The sequence below is a fragment of the Pseudomonas poae genome (assembly GCA_028869255.1).
GTDB lineage: Bacteria > Pseudomonadota > Gammaproteobacteria > Pseudomonadales > Pseudomonadaceae > Aquipseudomonas > Aquipseudomonas poae_C.
This window is the reverse complement of record CP110972.1, coordinates 3462766-3483414: the sequence shown is the minus strand read 5'-3', so window position 1 is coordinate 3483414 and position 20649 is coordinate 3462766. Positions and strand designations below refer to the sequence as shown.

Sequence of the window (20649 nt, the reverse complement as noted above, 5' to 3'; positions counted from 1 at the left end):
CGGTAGTGCGTGAGACGGTGAGCGCCGTGAAGTGCCGTTGGCACGAGGGACTGCGAAATAATAGCGAGTGTTTTTGCATGCATGGGAAATCTCCGGTAGCGCCTGTTTTATTGTTATGGCTAGGGCACTTACGGAACTGATGGTAGGGCGTATCACAAGGAGAAAACGTCTTCCAGATTACATTGTGTGAGCTTTTTTTCGCTTGATCGGTGATGTTCTCGAACATAGCGATTAAGGCCCTGCAGATCCTTGATAGTTATTTTCCCGTAGAGCGCTTCTATCAAGCCGAGTTTTCTAAGGACGTTGATTGCTCGATTCGCACTTTGTCGTGTGCTTCCGACCATGAGGCTTATATCTACCTGCGAGAGCAGCAGATCGACCCCTTTATCGGAAGGCATTTGAAGACCACTGAGTTGAGCGAAACGGGATGCGATTCTTGCTGCGACCGGCAAGGTCAGGAGCTCCTCGATTAACTGAAGCGCCACTCGCAAGCGAAGATTGAGCTGGCGGGTCAGGGCTATTTCGATGTCCTGGTGCTGCTCGCGCAGTAGCTTCAAATCACCCGCCCACCAAACTCTTAATTTGGTTTCACCGCGTGTCGTCAGCGTGACGGGACAGCGTTCGTCATCAGCTAGCGGTGCATCTGTAACGATATCGCCTGGTCGATAAATGTAGAGCAGAACCTCTCGACCGTCCTCCGTAAGAATGGATTTGCGTATGGCTCCGGAAACGATCTGAAAAACCTCTGTTATTCGGTCGCCTTTTTGATAAAGGATCTTCGAGTCGGCAACGGTTCTTGGATGGGCACAGCCCAGAACGATATTGCGCAATTGAGGGTTCAGTTGATCTATCCAGTTGAAGCCATTCATCGTTTAGTCGCTCCATCGTGGCGGCTGTGTTTCCAATGCTTGGCCGGATAGGCCCCGGGAAATCAAGTGTCGCTCACACGAGACAGGTCCGGTCAGTCGAGCTTTTTGAGGCTGGCATCTGCGACGGTCATCGTGTTTATCGAAAAACGTACGGCAAAAGCCGCGTATTACGAATGCACTATAACAGTGTTATTGATGGAAAATAACAGCGTTATGAATCGGTCGGATTAACGGTTATCACGCTGATTGAGTGGCTGGCAGCAGATGCGCACCACGCGAGGAGCACAGTTTTGTGCTTCAGAATTATCGCCAAGAGCCCGGCGAAGATGTGAGCGCTGTTGGGGGGCGCGGGTTTTCAAGCCATTGGTGAGCTTACCCATCTGGCAAGTACACCAGCAGTGGAAGACTCGACTATTTGGCGATTCGCTCCAAAGCCGACAACAATGTTGTTGCATGTCGCCACCAGGATCTCTTCAGCAGGCTTGGCTATGCCTGCAAAGTGGCCTGCGAGTTCGAGCATGATGAATCCATGCGCAGCACTCCATAGCTGTGGTGCGATGAGCGCCGGATCGACGTTGTGTACGCATTTTTCGTCCACCAAACGCGCACATGCCTGGATCACAATCGCATAAGTCGCTTTGAACGCTTCCGATTGTCCACCCGCAATTGACGTCATCGTGCCGCGTGAGGGGCTATACCTTCCATCAATCGAAAGGCCAAACATCAAGTCGTACAAATGAGGATTGCTTTTTGCCAAGTCGCGGCACGCCAGGAGGATTGCACATGAGTCGCTTATCGCATCATCCGTCACAGGCAAGCGCTTGAAGGCTGCCGCCAACCGTTTGAAACCTTCGTCAGCGACTGCATGGAGAAGTTCTGGCACCCCGCCGAAGTGGGTATAAACACCCATCGTAGAAAGGCCGGCTTCAGTCGATATCGAACGTGCCTTGACTTCGGATGGGCCTCTGGTCGCAAGCACACGAATGGTCGCCTCGATCAGGCGAATGGGGGCGTCGGGAAGTGATTTTTCAGTCATGTTGCGATGGTGCCATAACAAAGTTATTTTAACAAAATAACATCGCTATGCAGATGGGGCCGCGAAAGGGCGCAGAAAAATACACTGCTGGCGAAACTCTTGATCCGCGCAGACGCAAGGTCTACCCACTGACCGACGATGGTAAAAACCTCAAAGGAGAACTTATGTTTGAAGGGTTCGAGCAGCATCATGTCAACGTAGGCGAAGTTGAAATCGCGTGTGTGGTTGCCGGTGAAGGCGAACCTGTACTGATGCTGCACGGCTTCCCGCAGTCCATGGCGGTTTGGGCGGAAATTGCACCGATATTGGTTGCGCAAGGCTATCGGGTCGTTTGCGCTGATTTGCGCGGATATGGGGCGTCGAGTAAGCCTATGGCTCTGGCAAGCCTGGCGAACTACGGATTCCGCGCCATGGCGTTGGATCAATTGGACCTTATGCGCGCACTCGGGCATTCAAAGTTCCACCTCGTAGGCCACGACCGTGGCGCTCGTGCTGCATATCGCTTGGCGCTCGACCATCCGGATTCGGTAGCCAGCCTCACGCTGATGGACATTGTGCCAACGACGGTGCTGTTGACCGATCTGCGCAAGGAGGTCGCGCAAAGCTACTGGCACTGGTTCTTTTTGGCCCAGCCTGCGCCCTTTCCCGAGCGAATGATCGAGTCTGATCCGGATTTTTTCTTCGAGAGTTGTCTTTTCGGATGGGGAGCGGCCGGGCCGGAAGACTTCAATGTTGAGCAACTGTTGGCGTACCGGCAATCATGGAGAGACCCAGCGACCATCGCTGGTTTTTGCAACGACTATCGCGCTGCACTGGCGGTCGATTTCGCTGACGACTCGATTGATCAAGAGCAATGTATGGCGATCCCCGCGCAGATTCTCTACGGCGCGTCTGGAGCAATGGCTCGACACTATGACATTCCTGCTACCTGGTCTAAGCGTTTTGCGACCTTGGCCGCCGCCGCCATTCCAGGCGGTCATTTCTTCCCCGACTCCGCGCCGGACGAGGTGGCAAAGCGTTTGAGCACGTTCATCGCACAACATCCTCTACGCGTTTAGCCATCCGCTTATAGAGCCAGGTTTGCGCTATCAACGACTGTAGTTAAATCGCCATTGAATCTTGCGCACACGAGGGCGCGGGAGAGGTTTTGGGCCTAATCTGATGGGCCGGCGATCCGACGTCGCAGTTTTACTGCTGCAGCATCAAGCTACGCCAGAGGATTACAGGCGGAGCAGTGGCGTCAGGCACTTTATTCGTTGGTGAACGCTCAGACGTCGCTTCGTCAGGTTCTGGCGCTTGACCCTGACAGTCACTGTTATCTTCTGTGTCGTGTCTTTCGGCTACGATTGATTGAATGTTTTCGTTGATGTCGCACTTATCTTTATCCACTTCCATCTTGCCGGCCTTTTGCGCGCTTCTGCCTTACCCCTTGTTTCCGATGGGGGGGTAGCTATTTGATCTGGATGACTACTTTGCCTTTTGATCTGCCCTGCTCGATGTAGCGCAGTGCTTCTGCCGTTGACTCAAGCGCGTAGGTACGGTCGATGACGGGCCGTAGAGCGCCGGACTCGACCAGCTTGGTGATTTCTTGCAATTGCGCGCCCTGTGCCTGCATGAATACGAACGCATAGCTGATGCCCTGCTTGCGCGCCTTGCGTCGAATGCCATAGCTCAAGAGGCGCATGACTTGCTTGATCGCCCACGCTGCCCCTCGCTCTTGTGCGAACTGCGGCGTGGGGGGGCCTGAAATGGAGATGAGCTGGCCGCCGGGCTTCAGTACCTTGAGCGATTTCTCTAAAATATCTGCGCCCAAACTGTTCAATACCACGTCGTAATCGCGCAAGACGCTTTCGAAGTTCTGCTGTTTGTAGTCGATGACCACGTCGGCCCCAAGCGCTTTCACCCACTCGACATTCGCAGTGCTGGTAGTGGTTGCGACAAAGGCCCCGAGGTGTTTGGCGAGCTGGATGGCAAGGGTGCCGACACCCCCGGCGCCAGCGTGAATTAACACTTTCTGGCCTTTCTTCACGTGTGCGGTTTCAACCAGTACTTGCCAGGCTGTCAGGGCGACCAAGGGAATGGATGCGGCTTCAGCCATGCTTATATTGACCGGCTTGAAGGCGAGCGCGTTTTCGTCCACTGCAATCATTTCGGCGAACGTCCCGATCCGCTCCTCAGGCGGGCGTGCGTAGACTTCATCGCCTGGCTTGAATCGTTTCACTCCGGAACCTACCCGCACCACAACCCCGGCCAAGTCATTGCCCAGTGTCAGTGGAAATGAATACGGGAGTAGCAGTTTGAACTCGCCTGTTCTGATCTTTGAGTCCAGCATGTTCACGCTGCTGGCATGTACTTGAACCAGGACGTCATGGACGCCCACCGAGGGCTCGGCTATCTCGCCGATACGCCCTGCGTTCTTGCCATAACGATCAATTAAAAATGCCTTCATGATGATGCGGCTCTTGTAGGTTGGAGTTAAGGTTGGAAGGGGCTCCGTGCGTTGCTGCTATGGGCTCTTTGCCAACCCATCGACAATTGTTGTCCGGCACCGCACCTCAGTGGTTGAGCAGAACCAGAGGTAATTTCGTGAAGGGGCCCATATCCCGATAGGCAAAGGCTGTGTCGCCAACCATGATCGTTTGGTTCGCTGCTTTGACGAATTGCCCCTGTGATCCAGCGTGTAGGCATGTATCCAAGGGGGGCATGGTGACTCCGTGCAAATTGCAAGCGCTGGGTACCGTTAACTTGGTTTCAGCACCCAGCTGGCTGGCGGCGATTACAGAAAGACTACGCCTGGGCTGTATAGCGGTGTGCAACAGTCGACTGCCTGATCTGCGCGAGTAGACCCTGACGCGCCGTTTGCAGGACGTCCCAGCGCTCGCCTTCTTGCAGCGGCGGAATGGTCACTGGCTCGCGGCGATCAAAGCCAATCAACGCGGCATCGACCAGATCTCCCACTTCCATAATTTCGTTCAAGGTGTTGATGTCGATACCCGCGCGATCCCAGATCTCCGTGCGAGTAGCAGCAGGCAGCACGGCTTGGACATAGACGCCCAGAGGCGAAAGTTCCAGGCTCAGTCCCTGGGAAAGAAACAGCGCGAACGCCTTGGTCGCTCCATAGACCGACATGCCGAACTCCGGAGCCAGGCCCACTACTGAGCCGATGTTGATGATCGCGCCGTCACCTGCTTTGGCCAGGCGTGGCGCGATGGCGCTGGCGAGCCGCACCAGGGCCGTAGTGTTTAGAGCTACCAGGTTCGCGATACTGTCGGTGCTCTGGTCAATGAAGTTGCCGGACTGCGCCGCACCGGCATTGTTGATGAGGATGCCAATCCGGGCGTCATCACGCAGTCGCGCTTCAACGCTCGCCAGATCGCTGAGTTGGGTCAGGTCAGCCTGAAGCACATCAATCGCGATGCTGTGTTCGCTGCGCAACTTCGCTGCAAGTGTTTCCAGGCGCGCGGCATCCCGGGCAACCAGAACCAGATCGTGTCCGCGTTGGGCAAAGCGCTCGGCGTAAACCGCGCCAATGCCTGTGGAGGCGCCAGTGATAAGAACGGTAGGGCGTGCGGTCATGGTGTCATCTCTTTTTCAAGCATATCGATTGGGGTAATGCGCAAAAAACAACGGTGTGCTCAGTTCGCAGCAGCGCTCGATTCGGCAAGCGTCGGGTAGTCGATATAGCCCGCCGCGCCGCCGCCATACAGCGTGGCGGGGTTGAAGGCGGCTAACGGCGCACCGGTCTTCAGTCGTTCCACCAAGTCGGGGTTACCAATGAAGGGACGACCGAAGGCGATCAAGTCGGCCTTGTCGTCGTTGACGTGTGAAGTCGCCAGCGCCACGTCATAGCCGTTGTTGGCGATGTAGGTATTTTTGAAGCGCTGGCGCAAGGCGCCGAAATCGAACGGCGCCACATCACGTGGCCCGCCCGTAGCACCTTCGACCACGTGCAGATAAACAATGCCAATTTCATTCAGTTGGTCGACGATGTAATCGAACTGCGCCTGCGGATCGCTGCTCGAAACGCCATTGGCTGGCGACACCGGCGACAGGCGAATACCCGTGCGATCCGCACCAATTTCGGCGACGACCGCGGCCGTCACTTCGAGCAATAAGCGCGCTCGATTTTCGATGGTGCCGCCGTAGGCATCGGTGCGTACGTTGGCGCCATCCTTAATGAATTGATCCAGCAAATAGCCATTTGCACCATGGATCTCTACCCCATCAAAACCTGCTGCAATAGCGTTTGCGGCGGCTTGGCGGAAATCGTTAACGATGCCGGGCAGTTCGCTGATGTCCAGTGCGCGCGGTGCGGAAACGTCCTCAAAGCTGTTGTTGACGAATACTTTGGTTGCTGGGCGCAGTGCAGAAGGGGCAACCGGCGCTGCGCCGTTTTCCTGCAGGTCCACATGCGACACGCGGCCGACATGCCACAGCTGCAGCACAATTTTCCCGCCTTTTGCGTGCACCGCATCGGTGACTGTGCGCCAGCCATCTATCTGCGCCTGTGTGTAAATCCCCGGAGTGTCCTGATAGCCCTGACCCTGTTGAGAGATCTGTGTGGCTTCTGAAATCAGCAGGCCGGCGGACGCGCGTTGACTGTAATAGGTCGCCGCGAATTCGCTGGGTACGAAACCTGCGCCTGCACGGTTGCGCGTCAGCGGCGCGAGGACGATACGGTTCGACAGCGTGAGGGCGCCAAGCGTGTAGGGCGTAAACAGATTCTGATCGGTCATGTGATGTGTCTTCCGAGGGCGTTTCTGAAATGGATTTGGCTTGCCGTTATGATGGTGATCATAATCTAAACTGTCAATAAATTTGATTGCGATCAACATCTATGTACTATGGATGCATGATTCTTTAGCTGACCCGAGGTATTGCAGGTGAGAGTTACCAAGGCCCAGTCGCAGGCAAATCGCGAACGCATCGTCGAGACGGCCTCTGTGTTGTTTCGTGAACGAGGGTTTGACGGTGTAGGTTTGGTGGATCTAATGGCGGCTGCCGGACTCACCCATGGAGGTTTCTACAAACATTTCGGCTCCAAGGCTGAGTTGATGGCCGAAGCTTCGGCCAACAGCCTCGCTCGATCGCTGTCTAATGCCGAATCGCTCGATGTGCAGGGGTTTATCGATTTGTACCTTTCGAGGGACCACCGCGACGGGCGTGGCGATGGTTGCACCATGGCAGCGTTGTGCGCAGACGCGGCGCGTCAATCGGACGAGTTGCGAGGCTCATTCGCCGATGGCATAGAGCGCACATTGAGCGCGCTGGGAGAAAGATATCCAACCGCCGAAGAAGCTGCGCCGGGCGAGGTAAGGGCGAAGATGATCGACATCCTCGCCCATGCTGTTGGCGCGGTCATGTTGTCGCGCGCTTGTCCGGATGACTCGCCGCTTTCCGATGAAATACTTGAGGTTTGCCACGCTCGTATGACTGCTGCTTTGCCTGTATCGCCATCGAGCGAGTCGTAGGGTGAATCAAGGCGCGCCTGTGAGGCGATGCTGACTTCAGATAGCGGTGGTCAGGTAACCGCCATCCACCGGCAGCACCACACCGGTTACAAATGACGCCGCATCTGAAGCCAGGAAGGCAATCACCTTGGCGACCTCCTCAGCACTGCCGAAGCGTTTCATGGGCGTGCGCGACAGCAGGCGATCTATCCTCGGTTGATCATCGATTTTCGCCAGCAGTGGGGTGGTAATCCATCCCGGCGCTACAGCGTTGACGCGAATGTTGTCAGGGGCGTAGGCCTCCGCCAGGGACTTCGTGATCTGGACAATCGCGCCTTTGGCTGCCGAGTAAGCCACGAGTTTCCCCCGCCAAAGTAGGAGAACATCGACGCGATGTTAATGATCGACCCACCTTGCCTGGCCAGCAATGGGTACGCCAGGTTGATAAGGCGGTAGACAGCGTTGAGTTGCACCGACAACACCTGGTTGAAGGCGTCCCACTCCATCTCCTTTTCGCCCAGGGTGCCTCCCGCAGCCGGTACCAGAATATCCAGACGGTCCAGGCCTTGGATCACGCCTTTGAGCGCTTGATCGTCGGTGACGTTAATTTCGCGAAGATCAAGCTCAACCCCGTCGGCGACGATTGTCGCGTCGGCGCCCAAGCCGATCGCCACGACCCTGGCGCCATGCCGGGCCAGATACTCGGCGGTCGCCTGGCCAATCCCTGATGTCCCGCCGCTGACGAGCGCGACCTTGCCTTCAAACAGAGTGCTGCTGAACATAGTCATCATTACCTCACGGAGTCAGTTAAACGCTTTATTCAAGGCACCGGCTTACAGACCCAGTACCGAACCCACATCCAGCACCACCAGCAGGCCAACCACAAAACCGTTGTTGCTCAATTGCGTCGCGCCCGGGTTGTAGAAGTTGTCCGGGTTGATGATGTACTGGATGCTCGGTTCGATCGCCAGGTGGCGGGTCAAGGCAAAGTGGCCGTTGGCTTCCACGGCGTAGACATTGCGCTCACCCAACTCAGGATCGCCACCGGCCGCCGTGCGCAGGCGTTGTTGGAACTGCAACTGATGGTCGTTGACTTGCAGGTAACTGGCTTTGAGATTGAGCTTGTCCTGCGCCCGATCAAAGGGGGCAAGGTAGGTCAGCCCAGCTTCGGCGAAATGGCTGAAGGGTTGTTTATCGTCAGCCGCCGCCGACAGCGAGCCGAATACCTGCACGCCTTGCTGCCCGCCGCGCCAGAGCGTCTGGCGAAACTTGAAGAAGCCGCCGGCCGTGCCGTGGTCGCTGGCACCCGTCAAGGGGTCGACCTGGTTGGACGAGTTGAAATACGCGTTCAATTCGTACTGGGTGGTGTCATCGCCCGGCTTGCTGCCAATGCCCAGCAGAAAGCTGGTGCCACTCGCGTCGTCGGTGCTGAAGTCCAGGCCTTTGCGCTTTTTCAGGTAGTCCACCGGGTTGGATTCAAACGCACCCGCGTGCACGTAAAAACGCGGGTTCACTTGATACTTCAGATAGCCGCCCCAGGCACCGAAGGGCGGCGGCAACATGCCGCTTGAGGCGTCCAGGATCGGGTCGTTGCAGGTGACCCCCGTTTCGCAGTTATAGATGTAGAAGTACCGCCGGCCATTGGTCCGTCCGACGTGCAGGTCGAGCTGACCATCGAGCCATTTTTGCTCGTAGGTCAACAGGCTCAACTGATTGCTGGCGATGTCATTGTGCAAGGGCGCACCGCCAAAATAGCTGCCGACGGCACCTTGCCATTCGCCCCCGGTCGGTTGGCCGGTACCGTTATCGAGGATAAAGACGGTTTGTTCGAAATGCAGGGCTGCGCCGTCCAGGCCACTGAGCGTGGCGAGGTTAACGTCTGCGCCGATGTAAAGGTCACCGCTGTTGCCGAAGCTGTAGGGGCGCGGGCCGGTGTCGAGGTTTTTCATCGACAGGCTGGTGAATTGCACATGGGGCTGGATACCGTAGCCGGCCAGTTGCTCGCCCGGGCCGTCCAGTGGACCTTCTCGGTCCAGTGCCCAGGCTTGGGGGTAGGTAAACACCAGGAATAAAAACGCGCACAAACGAAGAGTAGGGTGCATGGTCTGGGACTCATTTTATTGTTGTTGTGATGAGCAAATGGAGCAGCGTGTTGATCTCGGATCACGCACGCGGTGTGCAGGCTTGCATTGATCGGCGTTGCAGCACGCCAGGCGCGGTTTCCTTGAGCAGCAGGGACAGCCCTGCTGCCAGCAAAGGCGCCGCCGCAGGAGATCCACATTACAATCGACAACCCGAACTGATCGGCAGCGAACCCGGCAACGGTCGGCGCCACGAACCCTCCCACCAGTTCGCCAACGCCCATGATCATGCCCAGCGCCGTGGCCATGACTTCACGCGGGACGGTTTCAGCCGGAATGGTGGACATGAACAGCGTGAAGCAGCCAAGCCCGGTGAAGGTGAGCACCATCAGCACGCCGAGTATCATCGGCGAGGGCGCAAATAGCAGGGCTATCGGGCAGCAGGCAGCAACCAGCGAGAACAGCACCAGCGTCGGACGGCGGCCGATACGGTCGGAGATGCTGGGCACCACAAACCCCCACACAACCCATGCCGCACCCAGGCAACTCATGATCGTGCCCATGCTCGGCGCGCTGTAACCGCGGACGCTGACCAGAAACGTCGGGGTAAAGGAGATCAGGATCACGAACCAGGTCAGAAACACGCAACTGATCAATGTGCACAGCACGATGTTGCGGCTTCTAAGCAATGCCAGGCGCTGCCCGGCGAGTTTGACGTCACTCACTGGAGCCTGACGAGGTTCATCCTGACGCACATAGCGCCAGATAAGCCATGCGATCAGCAGTCCTGGCAGCAGCGACACAATGAACGCATGTCGCCAGCCATAAGCCTCGGCCAGGGCAATCAACACCGGAGGGCCGATCACCGCGCCCAACAAACCCGCTGCCGAACCTTGCAGCAGGCCCATGTTCAAGCCCCGGCGATGCGGCGATGACGCCTCCACCATCATCGATTGAGACAACGGCAGGATGGGCCCCTCGGCCAACCCCATGATGGCGCGAAACAGCAACAGGCTAAGGAATCCCGCGACCAGCCCAGAGAGGGCCGAGCACAGCGAGAAGAGGATGACCGCCGCGATCAGCAGCGGCTTGCGCACCCCCCGGCGATCTGACCACGCGCCGACCAGCGTGCCGGAAATCGCCCAGGCCAAGGCCAGCACCGAAGACAACATGCCGAGGTGACTGTTGCTCAGATGCAGCTCTTCAGCCATGAACGGAAACAGGAACGACAGCGCTAGACGATCGAAAAACACAAAACCAAACGTCAGGAACAACACGCAGAGCAGGACATTTTCATAACTGGCTTTATTGTTTTTGTGAGCCATGACGGTTCTCCGCAGCACGGGGTTTAACGGAATAGACGGTCCACTGCATCAGCGCCCAGTCCGACCTTTTCGTAATGTTCACGGCACAGGGCGATGTAGGAGTGCACGTCGAAGTAGCCGGTGGATTCGCCGTGCTCGTCGAGCCAGATCAGCGGCCCCTTGACGATGAAGAACACGCGCATGGGTTCCTCGTGTTCATAGGCCACCAAGGTGTGACCCTCGCCGGGCGTCTCATAAACGAAATCACCGGCGGTGGCGGTCCAGTCGTGCTCCAGGTAGCCCCACTTGCCCGACAGGGTGTAGGCGAACACTTCGTGCGGGTGGTAGTGGCGATTGACCAGGCCGGCATGGCTGGACATCAAGATGTCGCACCAGCGGTTTTCGCTGGGGGAGATCCACAGAGGGCGTGAAGAAACCGTCTCGGTGAAAGGCACGTAGAGCCGCAGATCATCGCTGGCGGCATTCGGCAGGTAAACCTCAGGCTTGGCGTCGGGCTTGAAGCAGTTCGCGATGGGCTGCAGGTCTTTCCAAAATTCGTTGCGGGCTAATTCGGGCATGTTGGGCCTCTGATTGTTGGAATACAGGGGCCACTTTAGGGAGAACGGGGCGCAACGGTTTGATCGAAACTGACGTCATTGTTGTCTGAATCGGACGGATATTTTCAGTTCATCGGTTGCCGTGGTTTTGTATCGGCTACCGATTGACAGCGTGCCTGGGTCGGCGGTTAATGGGGCGCTGCAGGCCCCGTAATCCGCCTTGTGTGGGGCCGAGTAGTCAATAAAAACGAGAATAAAAAAATGACCCGAACCGTCGCCTTGCTTGATACCCAGCGTGCCAGTACCGATGACCTTCCGCTGGATCAGCGCGTGGCATTTTGGGAGCAGTACAACGCATCGACGCTGGTCGGCCTGAAGTGCTCTTCCTTCAGCGAAACCGGGTTCAGCGCGCGGGAGGACAATCTGAGTCTGGACCGGCTGCGGGTCGCCCATATTGCCGGTACCCAACACGTCATCGAGCGTGATGGTTCAATGATTCGCACCGTGCCCAAAGAGTCGGTGTTCGTATCGCTGGTCATGGGCAGTGCGTCGTTTTTCTTTCAGAACGGCAACTGCCATCTGCTGGAACCGGGCGAGATGATGGTGTATCGCACCGACAAGCCCTACCTGTTCGGCTTCTCCGCTTCGATGCACAAGTTTATCTTCGATATCCCCCAGGACGTGTTTGCCTCCCGCTGTCTGCGCCGCTTTGATCACGCCGTGAAGATCAGTGCACACACCGGCACACAGCGTTTACTGCTAAGGACATTGAGTGAGCGCACCGGCGGTTTTTTCGAGCAGCCGCTCAGCCAAGGGGCGGACAATTATCAAGAGGATGCTCTTGAGCTGCTGGGGACTATCATTGCGGGTCAGATGGGCAACCGCCGGATCAACGCACTCAGTGCGTCCTACTTGTTGGCCGCCAAGCAATGCATCCTCGAGCAACTGTCCGACCCTGCATTGAGTTGTGAGCGGGTGGCTCATCAAACCGGCGTCTCCACACGACACCTGGCCAGGCTATTTGCTCTGGAAGACACACAACCCCATCGTTTTATTTTGGAAAAGCGCTTACAGGGAGCGTTCCGTCTGCTGAGCCAGGCGGACAGTCGCGGGCTGGACATTGCCGAGGTCGCCTATCGCCAAGGGTTCACCAGCCAGGCGCATTTCGCCAGAGCCTTCAAGGCGCACTATGGACGCACGCCCAGCGACGTGCGCGCTTCGTCGGTCGGCGTATAGCGCCCGGGCTTCGGCCGACGCAGTTACCAGTTTTCCTTAAAGGGCCTCAGGTCCAGCTACTGCGTCCAGGCCGATCTCGGCTGGCGGTGCAGCATCCAGTAGTTCTCGGCGATAGCGTCATAGCCAAGCAGACCGTCTGCCGCGGCCAGGTTGACTCTGTCAGGAAAGGCGGCCTGAAGCCGGTCGCCAAGGATGCCGCCGTCGATAACAACATGCGCGACGTGGATCCCCTTCGGGCTGTACTCGCGAGCCATGCTCTGCGCAATCATGCGCAATCCCGCTTTAGCTGCAGCGAAGTGGGCATACCCGGCCTCGAACTGCTCAGAGGACAGCGGCGTTAAATCGATGAAGGCATTGTTCCCTGAGTTGGAACAACACATCAGCGGGCTCGCGGTCTGGCCCTGGGTTCATGGTGCGGTTTGATAGTCGTCTTTGCATCGCTTCAGTCATTGAGGAAGCGTAACGCCGCGAACACGAACTCGTTGTGATACTGGAAAATTCCGCCATGCCCGGCATCTTTGTAGATGATAAGTTGTGAACCACGAATCCGACGTGCCAAGTCGTCACTGTTCACCGTGGGCACCATGATGTCGTTGTCACCATTGGCGATCAGTACTGGGACTCGGATGCGGCTCAGATCCTGGGGTGCCTGCCGTCCCCACGCCTGGATCGCCTTCAATTGGCGAAGGAACGCGCCGGGCGTCGGCCCTTTGTCGCGATCCATTTTGCGTTCTTTCAGCCGCTCTACGAAGGCTTTCGCGGCTTGCCGACCATTTGGTGTGGAAGTAAAGAACAGGTAGATCTTCGGATCTCGCAGGGTCAACAAGCCCTTGAGTATGAGCGGCCAGGAAACCATACCAACCTTGTCGATTCCTTTGCCGCCCGCCGGTCCTGTACCGGTCAGTATGAGGCGCCGAACCATCCCAGGGACTTTGAGCACGATATCCTGTGCCACGAACCCGCCTAGGGAAAAGCCGAGCAAATCGACCTTCTTAAAGCCTAGTGCTTCGATGAGCGCAATCACATCCCGGGCCATCGCATCGACGGTCACAGGTGCGGTTCCGCCTGAAGAGCCGATCCCCTGATAGTCGATGGCGATGATGCGATGCGTGCAGGCAAGGCCATCGACGATTCGTGGGTCGATGTTGTCCAGAACCGCGCCCCAGTGGTTGAGCAGGATCAGTGGCACGCCACTGCGCGGCCCTAGGTCTCTGTACGCGAATGCAGTTCCGCCAACGTCAATCGATCGAGTGGGCGTTTCTATATAGGCCATACTCAATCCTGGATGCTTATTCATGGGCGCATCTTCTCTTTTGAGTCTCATGTCGCGCGGCGAATCGAGAGCAGTGAAGTGCCGCCAAATTGACGGTCACGCGTTCACATCGACGATAGTGCGCCCCTGAACCTTCCCTGCGAGCACACCGCTTGCGACGTTAGAAACATCGGCGAGGCCAACCACCTTCGAGGTTCGGGCAAGCTTGTCCAGATCCAAGTCACTGGCAAGGCGCGACCAAGCCTGCAGCCGTATGTGCTGCGGCGCGTTGACCGAGTCAATGCCGGCAAGGGTGATGTTGCGCAGGATGAATGGGAGCACCGTGGCGGGCAGATCTAAGCCCTGTGCAAGCCCGAACGCCGCGACCACGCCACGATACCGGGTCTGTGCGAGCACGTTAGCCAACGTATGGCTGCCGACCGAGTCAATGGCGCCCGCCCAGCGTTCTTTGGAAATCGGTGCGCCCGGTGCGGACAAGGTGTTACGGTCAATGATCTCGTGTGCGCCAAGCGCGCGCAGGTAATCGACTTCATCAAGCCGCCCGGTCGATGCGATCACGCGATAGCCCAGTTTGGACAGCAGGGCGATTGCCACCGATCCAGAGCCACCATTGGCACCCGTCACCAGGATATCGCCGCGCTCAGGCGTCAGGCCGCCATGCTCCAGCGCCAGCACGGCCAGCATCGCGGTGTATCCTGCTGTGCCGATAGCCATGGCATCGCGGGACGAAAAGGCTGTGGGAATTTTCACCAACCAATCACCGCTCACCCGCGCCTTCTGGGCGAAGCCACCGTGGTGGGTCTGACTGAGTCCCCAGCCGTTGGCGAGTACACGGTCGCCAGCCACGATGCCGGGATAAGTCGATGATTCTACGATACCGGCAAAGTCGATGCCCGGGATCAGCGGAAACTTACTAATGATCGGTGACCGGCCACTGAGCGCCATTGCATCCTTATAGTTTACCGTTGAATACTCGACCGCGACGGTGACGTCGCCCGGCATCAGATCCTCGTCCTCAAAGTCGACCAAGTTGGTTGAAATGGTGTCGCCTGTCTTGCTGGCGAGCAGTGCCTTGAATGTCATCGTCTTCTCCTGGTCAGGTGACCCTATGCGTTGTGCTGAATGAGTTGACCCAGCTGGAAAACTTTGGGTTCGCCCGCGAGTAATCGGGGGGCCTTTGCAAAGAAGGCTTGGACTTCAGGCTTTCGCTGGTGAGCATCGGAATCTGCCTTGCTTTCCCAGATCTCGTAAAGGATCCAGGTCGTCTCTGCGACCACCTGATGGAAATTGAAGGTGATGACGCCCTTGTCATTGCGCGTCCCGGCGACGTTTTCCTGGACCATGAACGCGAACTCGTCGGCATGTTCCGCCTTCACGGGCAGGATGACACACAGTGCATATTGCTCAGACATGACGTTCTCCGTTGATTGAACTCGAAGGGTTTTCTGCCGTTTGGTCTGAAGACCTGCGGGCGCGGCGCTTCAAGAAGCAAGGGGGGCGCCTGACAGGAGGGCAGGTACGTGCGTTACGGGTAGAGCAATCGAGAACTCTTCCCGAGGCAAGATTCTTAATGATGTCGATCATAATCTTGGTTGTCAATATTTTTGATTGCGATTGACATCAATATGAGCTGTGGAGTTAGATGGCGTGCCTAGGGAGTTTTTGGAACGAAGGTGCCAAAGCTGAGAGCCGGCAAATCGGGGGCGTATCGTTGAGATCGCGTCAATGCCTCGCGGCATTTCTTTTTGGTGTCGGTTGTACTCGGACCTCTAGATCGTTGCTGTCGATTGATTGTTTTTACACATGACTAATCCTGAAAAATAAAAATAATAGGACGTACTCACATGGGAATATTTGACTACAAAAACCTCGGCACCGAGAGCTCCAAAGCACTGTTTGCCGATGCCATGGCCATAATGGTGTACTCCTATCACAATATTGATAGCGGTTACTCCGCTGGTTACCAGCAGTACGGCCTAGGCTTTGGACTTCCAGCGACACTCGTCACAGCAGTGATTGGAAGCAATGACTCCCAAGGTCTGGTACCGGGTATTCCCTGGAACCCCGACTCAGAAAAAGCTGCCCTGGCATCGGTCAAAGCCGCAGGCTGGAATCCCATCAGCGCTACCACCCTATCTTATGAAGGCAAGGTTGATCAGAGAGGGACTTTCTTCGGTGAGGCGTCTGGTTACACCACTGCCCAGGCCGAAGTGCTCGGTAAGTATGACGAAGCAGGTAGGCTCACCAGCATCGGTATCTCTTTTCGTGGCACGTCCGGACCAAGGGAATCATTGATTAGCGATACTCTTGGCGATGCGATCAACGACTTAGCGGTCGGCTTCGACCCAACGAGTGCCAAAAATTATACTAATGAGGCTTTTGGCAAGTTACTGGGTAACGTGGCCGCTTATGCCCAGGCCAATGGGCTGAGCGGCCAGGATGTGGTAGTCAGCGGCCATAGCCTTGGGGGGCAGCGGTCAATAGCATGGCTGACCTGAGTAATGATCATTGGTCCGGTTTTTATCAAAATGCCAACTATGTGGCTTATGCGTCCTTGAACCAGAGCGCCACAGGCAAAGTGCTGAACGTTGGATATGAACAAGACCCAGTGTTCAGGTTAAACGATGGTTACTCGCTAAATTCTTCATCGCTAGGCGTACATGACAAACCGCAGCAGTCATCGACTGACAACATCGTCAGCTTTAATGATTACTACGCTTCGGACCTGTGGAATGTGTTGCCAAATTCCATCCTCAACCTGGCAGCGTGGTCCACTCACGTGGCCATAACTTCCGGATACAACAATGGAATGACTCGCATCCTGGAGTCGAAGTTCTACGACCTGACCAGCAGAGATTCGACCGTCATCGTTGCTAACCTGTCTGACCCTGCCGCGAAAACTACCTGGGTTCAGGATCTCAACCGTAATGCCGAGCCCCATAAAGGTAGTACCTTCATCATCGGCACCGATGGGGCCGACCTGATTCAAGGGGGCAAGGGCAACGATTATCTTGAAGGGCGCGCCGGTGACGACACCTTCCGTGACGGCGGCGGCTACAACATCATTCTTGGCGGCGGTGGTCACAATACCCTGGACTTGCAGCAGTCGGTGAAGAGCTACTCCTTCGCCAATGATGGTGCAGGGACCTTGTACGTGCGTGATGCCTACGCAGGCATCAGCATTACCGAGGACATCGGCGCGGTAGTGAGTAAGGAAAGCAGCTGGATCCTCTTTAGTAAAAACGTGACCCATAGCGTCACCGATAAAGGCCTGTTGGCAGGTACAGACCTGACGGCTTACGCGTCATCGGTCAAAGGGGACTTTGGTAACAACGTGCTCATCGCCCATGACGGCGGTGACTGGTTGTTTGGCCTGGATGGCAACGACCAGCTTATCGGGGGCAAGGGCAATGATGTGCTGGTCGGCGGTGCCGGCAATGATCTGCTTAAAGGGGGGGCGGGGACGAACACCTTCCTGTTCACTGGTAATTTTGGTCAAGACCGCATTGTCGACTACAAAACTACTGATAAGTTGGTTTTTATTGGCGCTGAAGGAGTGGGAGAGCATTACAGCTTACAAGATCATGCCCAAACGGTCGGGAATGATACGGTATTGAGCTTTGGCAACAGTTCAGTGACCTTGGTGGGAGTTGGGGTGGGCAACTTGTCAGCCGATGGAATTACGATCACTTGACGTCGTAATAGCTGAGGGAGATCTATCTAGGGAGTCGGGAGAACAACGCGTTTCCTGACTCCTCACAACTACCCAATAGCTCAGGGAAATTAAGCAACATGGCTAAGACCACTCCCCATGTTCCCTTCTTTAAAACGCTTGGCGAATACAAGAGCATCTTGATCAGTATTGGCTGCTTTACAGCATTGATTAACTTGCTGATGCTGGTGCCGTCGATTTACATGCTGCAAGTGTATGACCGCGTGCTGTCCTCCCAGAATGAAACCACTCTGGTGATGTTGACGCTGATGGTCGTGGGGTTCTTTGCGTTTATTGGCCTGCTGGAAGTCATCCGCAGTTTTATCGTGATCCGTATTGGTAGCCAGTTGGAGCGGCGCTTCAACTTGCGCGTGTACAAGGCCGCGTTCGAACGCAACCTGCAGCGCGGCCAAGGGCATGCGGGGCAGTCCTTGGGCGACCTGACCCATATCCGCCAATTCATCACCGGACCGGCACTGTTCGCGTTTTTTGATGCGCCGTGGTTTCCCATCTATCTATTTGTGATTTTCCTGTTCAACGTCTGGCTCGGCGTGTTGGCCACCGCCGGCGCGCTGCTGTTGATCGGCCTGGCGTGCCTGAATGAATACCTGACCAAAAAACCATTGGGCGAAGCCAGCGGTTACTCCCAACAATCGACCCAGTTAGCCACCAGCCATTTGCACAATGCCGAGACTATCCAGGCCATGGGCATGCTGGGCGCGTTGCGCACGCGCTGGTTCGCCGTGCATTCGCAGTTTCTAGGCTTGCAGAACAGCGCCAGCGATACCGGCTCGGTGATCACCTCCCTGAGCAAATCCCTGCGCCTGTGCCTGCAATCGCTGGTGCTGGGGCTGGGCGCACTGCTGGTGATCAGGGGCGATATGACGGCCGGGATGATGATCGCCGGCTCGATCCTGATGGGCCGCGTGCTGAGCCCCATCGATCAGTTGATTGCGGTGTGGAAGCAGTGGAGTTCGGCCAAATTGGCCTACCAGCGGCTGGATGACTTACTGCGCGAGTTTCCACCGGAAGTGCAGCAGATGAAGCTGCCGGCGCCCAAAGGGCAGGTGAGTTTCGAACAGGTCAGTGCCGGCCCGCCCGGGCAGCGCATGCCCATCCTGCATCAGGTCAGCTTCAACCTCGGCGCAGGCGAGGTGCTCGGTGTGCTGGGCGCGTCGGGCTCCGGCAAATCCACCCTGGCGCGTGTGCTGGTGGGGGTGTGGCCGACGCTGGCGGGCAGCGTGCGCCTGGATGGCGCGGACATTCATCGCTGGGACCGCGACGACCTCGGCCCGCATATCGGCTATTTGCCCCAGGACATCGAGCTGTTCAGCGGCAGCATTGCCGACAACATCGCGCGCTTTCGCGAGGCCGACCCTGAGCAAGTGGTGCGCGCCGCGCAACAGGCCGGCGTGCATGAACTGATCCTGCGCCTGCCGCAAGGCTACGACACGCTGCTGGGCGACAACGGCGGCGGCCTGTCCGGCGGCCAGAAACAACGGGTGGCCCTGGCACGTGCGCTGTACGGCGGGCCGCGCCTGATCGTGCTGGATGAACCCAACTCCAACCTCGATACCGTTGGTGAAGCAGCGCTGGCCAGCGCCATCGTGCAGATGAAGGCCCAGGGCAGCAGCGTGGTGTTGGTCACTCACCGTTCTTCGGCGCTGGCCCAGGCCGACAAGCTGCTGGTCCTCAGCGAAGGGCACTTGCAGGCATTCGGGCCGAGCCAGGAGGTGCTGCGCGCGTTGTCCGGCCAGCAGGAGGCGCCCAAGGAAAAGCCCGGGGTGAGTTTCAGTCGTCAGTACCAAGCCGGAAGGAATCCAGGCGCATGAGCAGCATCACTTTTGAGCAACGCGACGCGGGTTTTTTCGTGCGTTTGGGCTGGTGGCTGACGGTACTCTGCGCCGGTGGATTTTTCCTGTGGGCCAGCCTGGCGCCCCTGGATCAGGGCATTCCGGTACAAGGCACGGTGGTGGTGTCGGGCAAACGCAAGGCGGTGCAAACCTTCAGCCCCGGCGTGGTCAGCCGGATTCTGGTGAAGGAGGGCGAGCTGGTGAAACAGGGCCAGCCGCTGTTTCGCCTCGACCAGACCCAGAACCAGGCTGATGTGCAGTCGTTGCAGGCCCAGTACCGCATGGCCTGGGCCAGTGTGGCCCGCTGGCAGAGCGAGCGCGATAACCAATCCAGCATCACCTTTCCGGCCGAGCTGAGTGCCAACCCCGACCCAGCCCTGGCGCTGGTGCTGGAAGGCCAGCGCCAACTGTTCAGCAGCCGCCGTGAGGCCTTTGCCCGTGAACAGGCAGGGATTCGCGCCAATATCGACGGCGCCACCGCGCAACTCGCTGGCATGCGCCGTGCCCGCAGCGACTTGACCGCCCAGGCCCAATCCCTGCGCGACCAACTGAGCAACCTGCAACCCTTGGCCGACAACGGCTACATCCCGCGCAACCGGTTGATGGAGTACCAACGCCAGCTGTCCCAGGTGCAACAGGACCTGGCGCAGAACACCGGCGAAAGTGGCCGCGTGGAGCAGGGCATCCTCGAATCGCGGCTGAAATTGCAGCAGCACAGCGAGGAATACCAGAAGGAAGTGCGCAGCCAACTGGCCGACGCGCAACTGCGCAGCCTGACCCTGGAGCAGCAACTCACCTCGGCCGGGTTTGACCTGCAACACAGCGAGATCAACGCCCCGGCGGATGGCATCGCGGTCAATCTCAGCGTGCACACCGAGGGCGCGGTGGTGCGTGCCGGTGAAACCCTGCTGGAAATCGTGCCCCAAGGCACGCGCCTGGAAGTCGAAGGGCATTTGCCGGTGCATCTGGTGGACAAGGTCGGCACGCACTTGCCAGTCGATATCCTCTTCACCGCCTTCAACCAAAGCCGCACACCCCGCGTGCCGGGTGAGGTCAGCCTGATTTCCGCCGACCAGATGCTCGATGAAAAAACCGGCGCGCCGTATTACGTGCTGCGCACCACGGTCAGCGACGCCGCGCTGGAAAAACTCCACGGCCTGGTGATCAAGCCGGGCATGCCCGCCGAGATGTTTGTGCGCACCGGCGAGCGGTCGTTGCTCAACTACCTGTTCAAGCCGCTGCTCGACCGCGCCGGCTCAGCGTTGACCGAGGAATGAG

Annotated in this window: 16 protein-coding genes and 3 pseudogenes; 6 read left to right on the top strand and 13 right to left on the bottom strand. The window is 57.5% G+C overall.

Going from position 1 to position 20649, the window contains the following annotated elements; genetic code table 11:
* Positions 1–152: 152 nt before the first annotated feature.
* Positions 153–869, bottom strand: coding sequence for a Crp/Fnr family transcriptional regulator (locus LRS56_15550; GenBank protein WDU60338.1), 717 nt, complete (start codon positions 867–869; stop codon positions 153–155).
* 355 nt (positions 870–1224) lie between these two features.
* Complete coding sequence (locus LRS56_15545) at positions 1225–1905, bottom strand: TetR/AcrR family transcriptional regulator (protein WDU60337.1); 681 nt, start codon at positions 1903–1905, stop codon at positions 1225–1227.
* Between the two features lie 164 nt (positions 1906–2069).
* Between LRS56_15545 and LRS56_15540 the strand changes: the two genes are divergently transcribed.
* Complete coding sequence (locus tag LRS56_15540) at positions 2070–2963, top strand: alpha/beta hydrolase (protein ID WDU60336.1); 894 nt, start codon at positions 2070–2072, stop codon at positions 2961–2963.
* A 392-nt stretch (positions 2964–3355) separates the two neighbouring features.
* Here the strand turns inward: LRS56_15540 and LRS56_15535 are convergent, their stop codons facing one another.
* The 3 genes from LRS56_15535 to LRS56_15525 all read right to left on the bottom strand — a co-directional run bounded on the left by LRS56_15535 (position 3356) and on the right by LRS56_15525 (position 6641).
* Complete coding sequence (locus tag LRS56_15535) at positions 3356–4354, bottom strand: NADP-dependent oxidoreductase (protein WDU60335.1); 999 nt, start codon at positions 4352–4354, stop codon at positions 3356–3358.
* Between the two features lie 338 nt (positions 4355–4692).
* The gene (locus tag LRS56_15530) at positions 4693–5481 is read right to left on the bottom strand and encodes an SDR family oxidoreductase (protein ID WDU60334.1); all 789 of its coding nucleotides are present in this window, start codon (positions 5479–5481) and stop codon (positions 4693–4695) included.
* 59 nt (positions 5482–5540) lie between these two features.
* Positions 5541–6641, bottom strand: coding sequence for an alkene reductase (locus LRS56_15525; protein WDU60333.1), 1101 nt, complete (start codon positions 6639–6641; stop codon positions 5541–5543).
* A 147-nt stretch (positions 6642–6788) separates the two neighbouring features.
* Here LRS56_15525 and LRS56_15520 point away from each other — a divergent pair, with 147 nt between their 5' ends.
* Positions 6789–7376 carry a TetR family transcriptional regulator gene (locus tag LRS56_15520; protein WDU60332.1) on the top strand — a complete coding sequence of 196 codons (588 nt, stop codon included), beginning with the start codon at positions 6789–6791 and terminating at the stop codon, positions 7374–7376.
* Between the two features lie 36 nt (positions 7377–7412).
* On the opposite strand, the pseudogene LRS56_15515 reads toward LRS56_15520, so the two are convergent.
* The 4 genes and pseudogenes from LRS56_15515 to LRS56_15500 form a co-directional block, all read right to left on the bottom strand.
* Positions 7413–8137, bottom strand: a pseudogene (locus LRS56_15515) (SDR family oxidoreductase).
* 51 nt (positions 8138–8188) lie between these two features.
* A complete protein-coding gene (locus LRS56_15510) occupies positions 8189–9457 on the bottom strand; it encodes a carbohydrate porin (GenBank protein ID WDU60331.1) in 1269 nt (422 codons plus the stop codon).
* A gap of 61 nt (positions 9458–9518) precedes the next feature.
* Positions 9519–10761: pseudogene (locus LRS56_15505) on the bottom strand (MFS transporter).
* A 23-nt stretch (positions 10762–10784) separates the two neighbouring features.
* On the bottom strand, positions 10785–11318 hold the full coding sequence (locus tag LRS56_15500; protein ID WDU60330.1) for a 2,4'-dihydroxyacetophenone dioxygenase family protein: 534 nt from the start codon (positions 11316–11318) through the stop codon (positions 10785–10787).
* A 240-nt stretch (positions 11319–11558) separates the two neighbouring features.
* Here LRS56_15500 and LRS56_15495 point away from each other — a divergent pair, with 240 nt between their 5' ends.
* Entirely contained in the window at positions 11559–12533 is a 975-nt protein-coding gene (locus tag LRS56_15495; protein WDU60329.1) for an AraC family transcriptional regulator, read from the top strand.
* A 56-nt stretch (positions 12534–12589) separates the two neighbouring features.
* On the opposite strand, the gene LRS56_15490 is transcribed toward LRS56_15495, so the two are convergent.
* The 4 genes from LRS56_15490 to LRS56_15475 form a co-directional block, all read right to left on the bottom strand.
* A complete protein-coding gene (locus LRS56_15490) occupies positions 12590–12913 on the bottom strand; it encodes an SDR family oxidoreductase (protein ID WDU60328.1) in 324 nt (107 codons plus the stop codon).
* Positions 12914–12975: 62 nt separating this feature from the next.
* Positions 12976–13830, bottom strand: a complete 855-nt coding sequence (locus LRS56_15485; protein WDU60327.1) for an alpha/beta hydrolase — start codon at positions 13828–13830, stop codon at positions 12976–12978.
* A gap of 72 nt (positions 13831–13902) precedes the next feature.
* Positions 13903–14889, bottom strand: a complete 987-nt coding sequence (locus LRS56_15480) for an oxidoreductase (protein ID WDU60326.1) — start codon at positions 14887–14889, stop codon at positions 13903–13905.
* Positions 14890–14912: 23 nt separating this feature from the next.
* Entirely contained in the window at positions 14913–15218 is a 306-nt protein-coding gene (locus tag LRS56_15475; protein ID WDU60325.1) for a putative quinol monooxygenase, read from the bottom strand.
* Between the two features lie 432 nt (positions 15219–15650).
* Here LRS56_15475 and LRS56_15470 point away from each other — a divergent pair.
* From LRS56_15470 to LRS56_15460, 3 genes and pseudogenes are all read left to right on the top strand, one after another.
* A pseudogene (locus tag LRS56_15470) lies at positions 15651–17500 on the top strand (polyurethanase).
* 98 nt (positions 17501–17598) lie between these two features.
* Positions 17599–19350, top strand: coding sequence for a type I secretion system permease/ATPase (locus LRS56_15465; GenBank protein WDU60324.1), 1752 nt, complete (start codon positions 17599–17601; stop codon positions 19348–19350).
* Positions 19347–20648: an HlyD family type I secretion periplasmic adaptor subunit gene (locus tag LRS56_15460; GenBank protein ID WDU60323.1), complete on the top strand. Its 1302-nt coding sequence runs from the start codon at positions 19347–19349 to the stop codon at positions 20646–20648. The genes LRS56_15465 and LRS56_15460 overlap by 4 nt, the downstream gene beginning before the upstream one ends.
* The last annotated feature ends 1 nt before the right edge of the window (position 20649 follow it).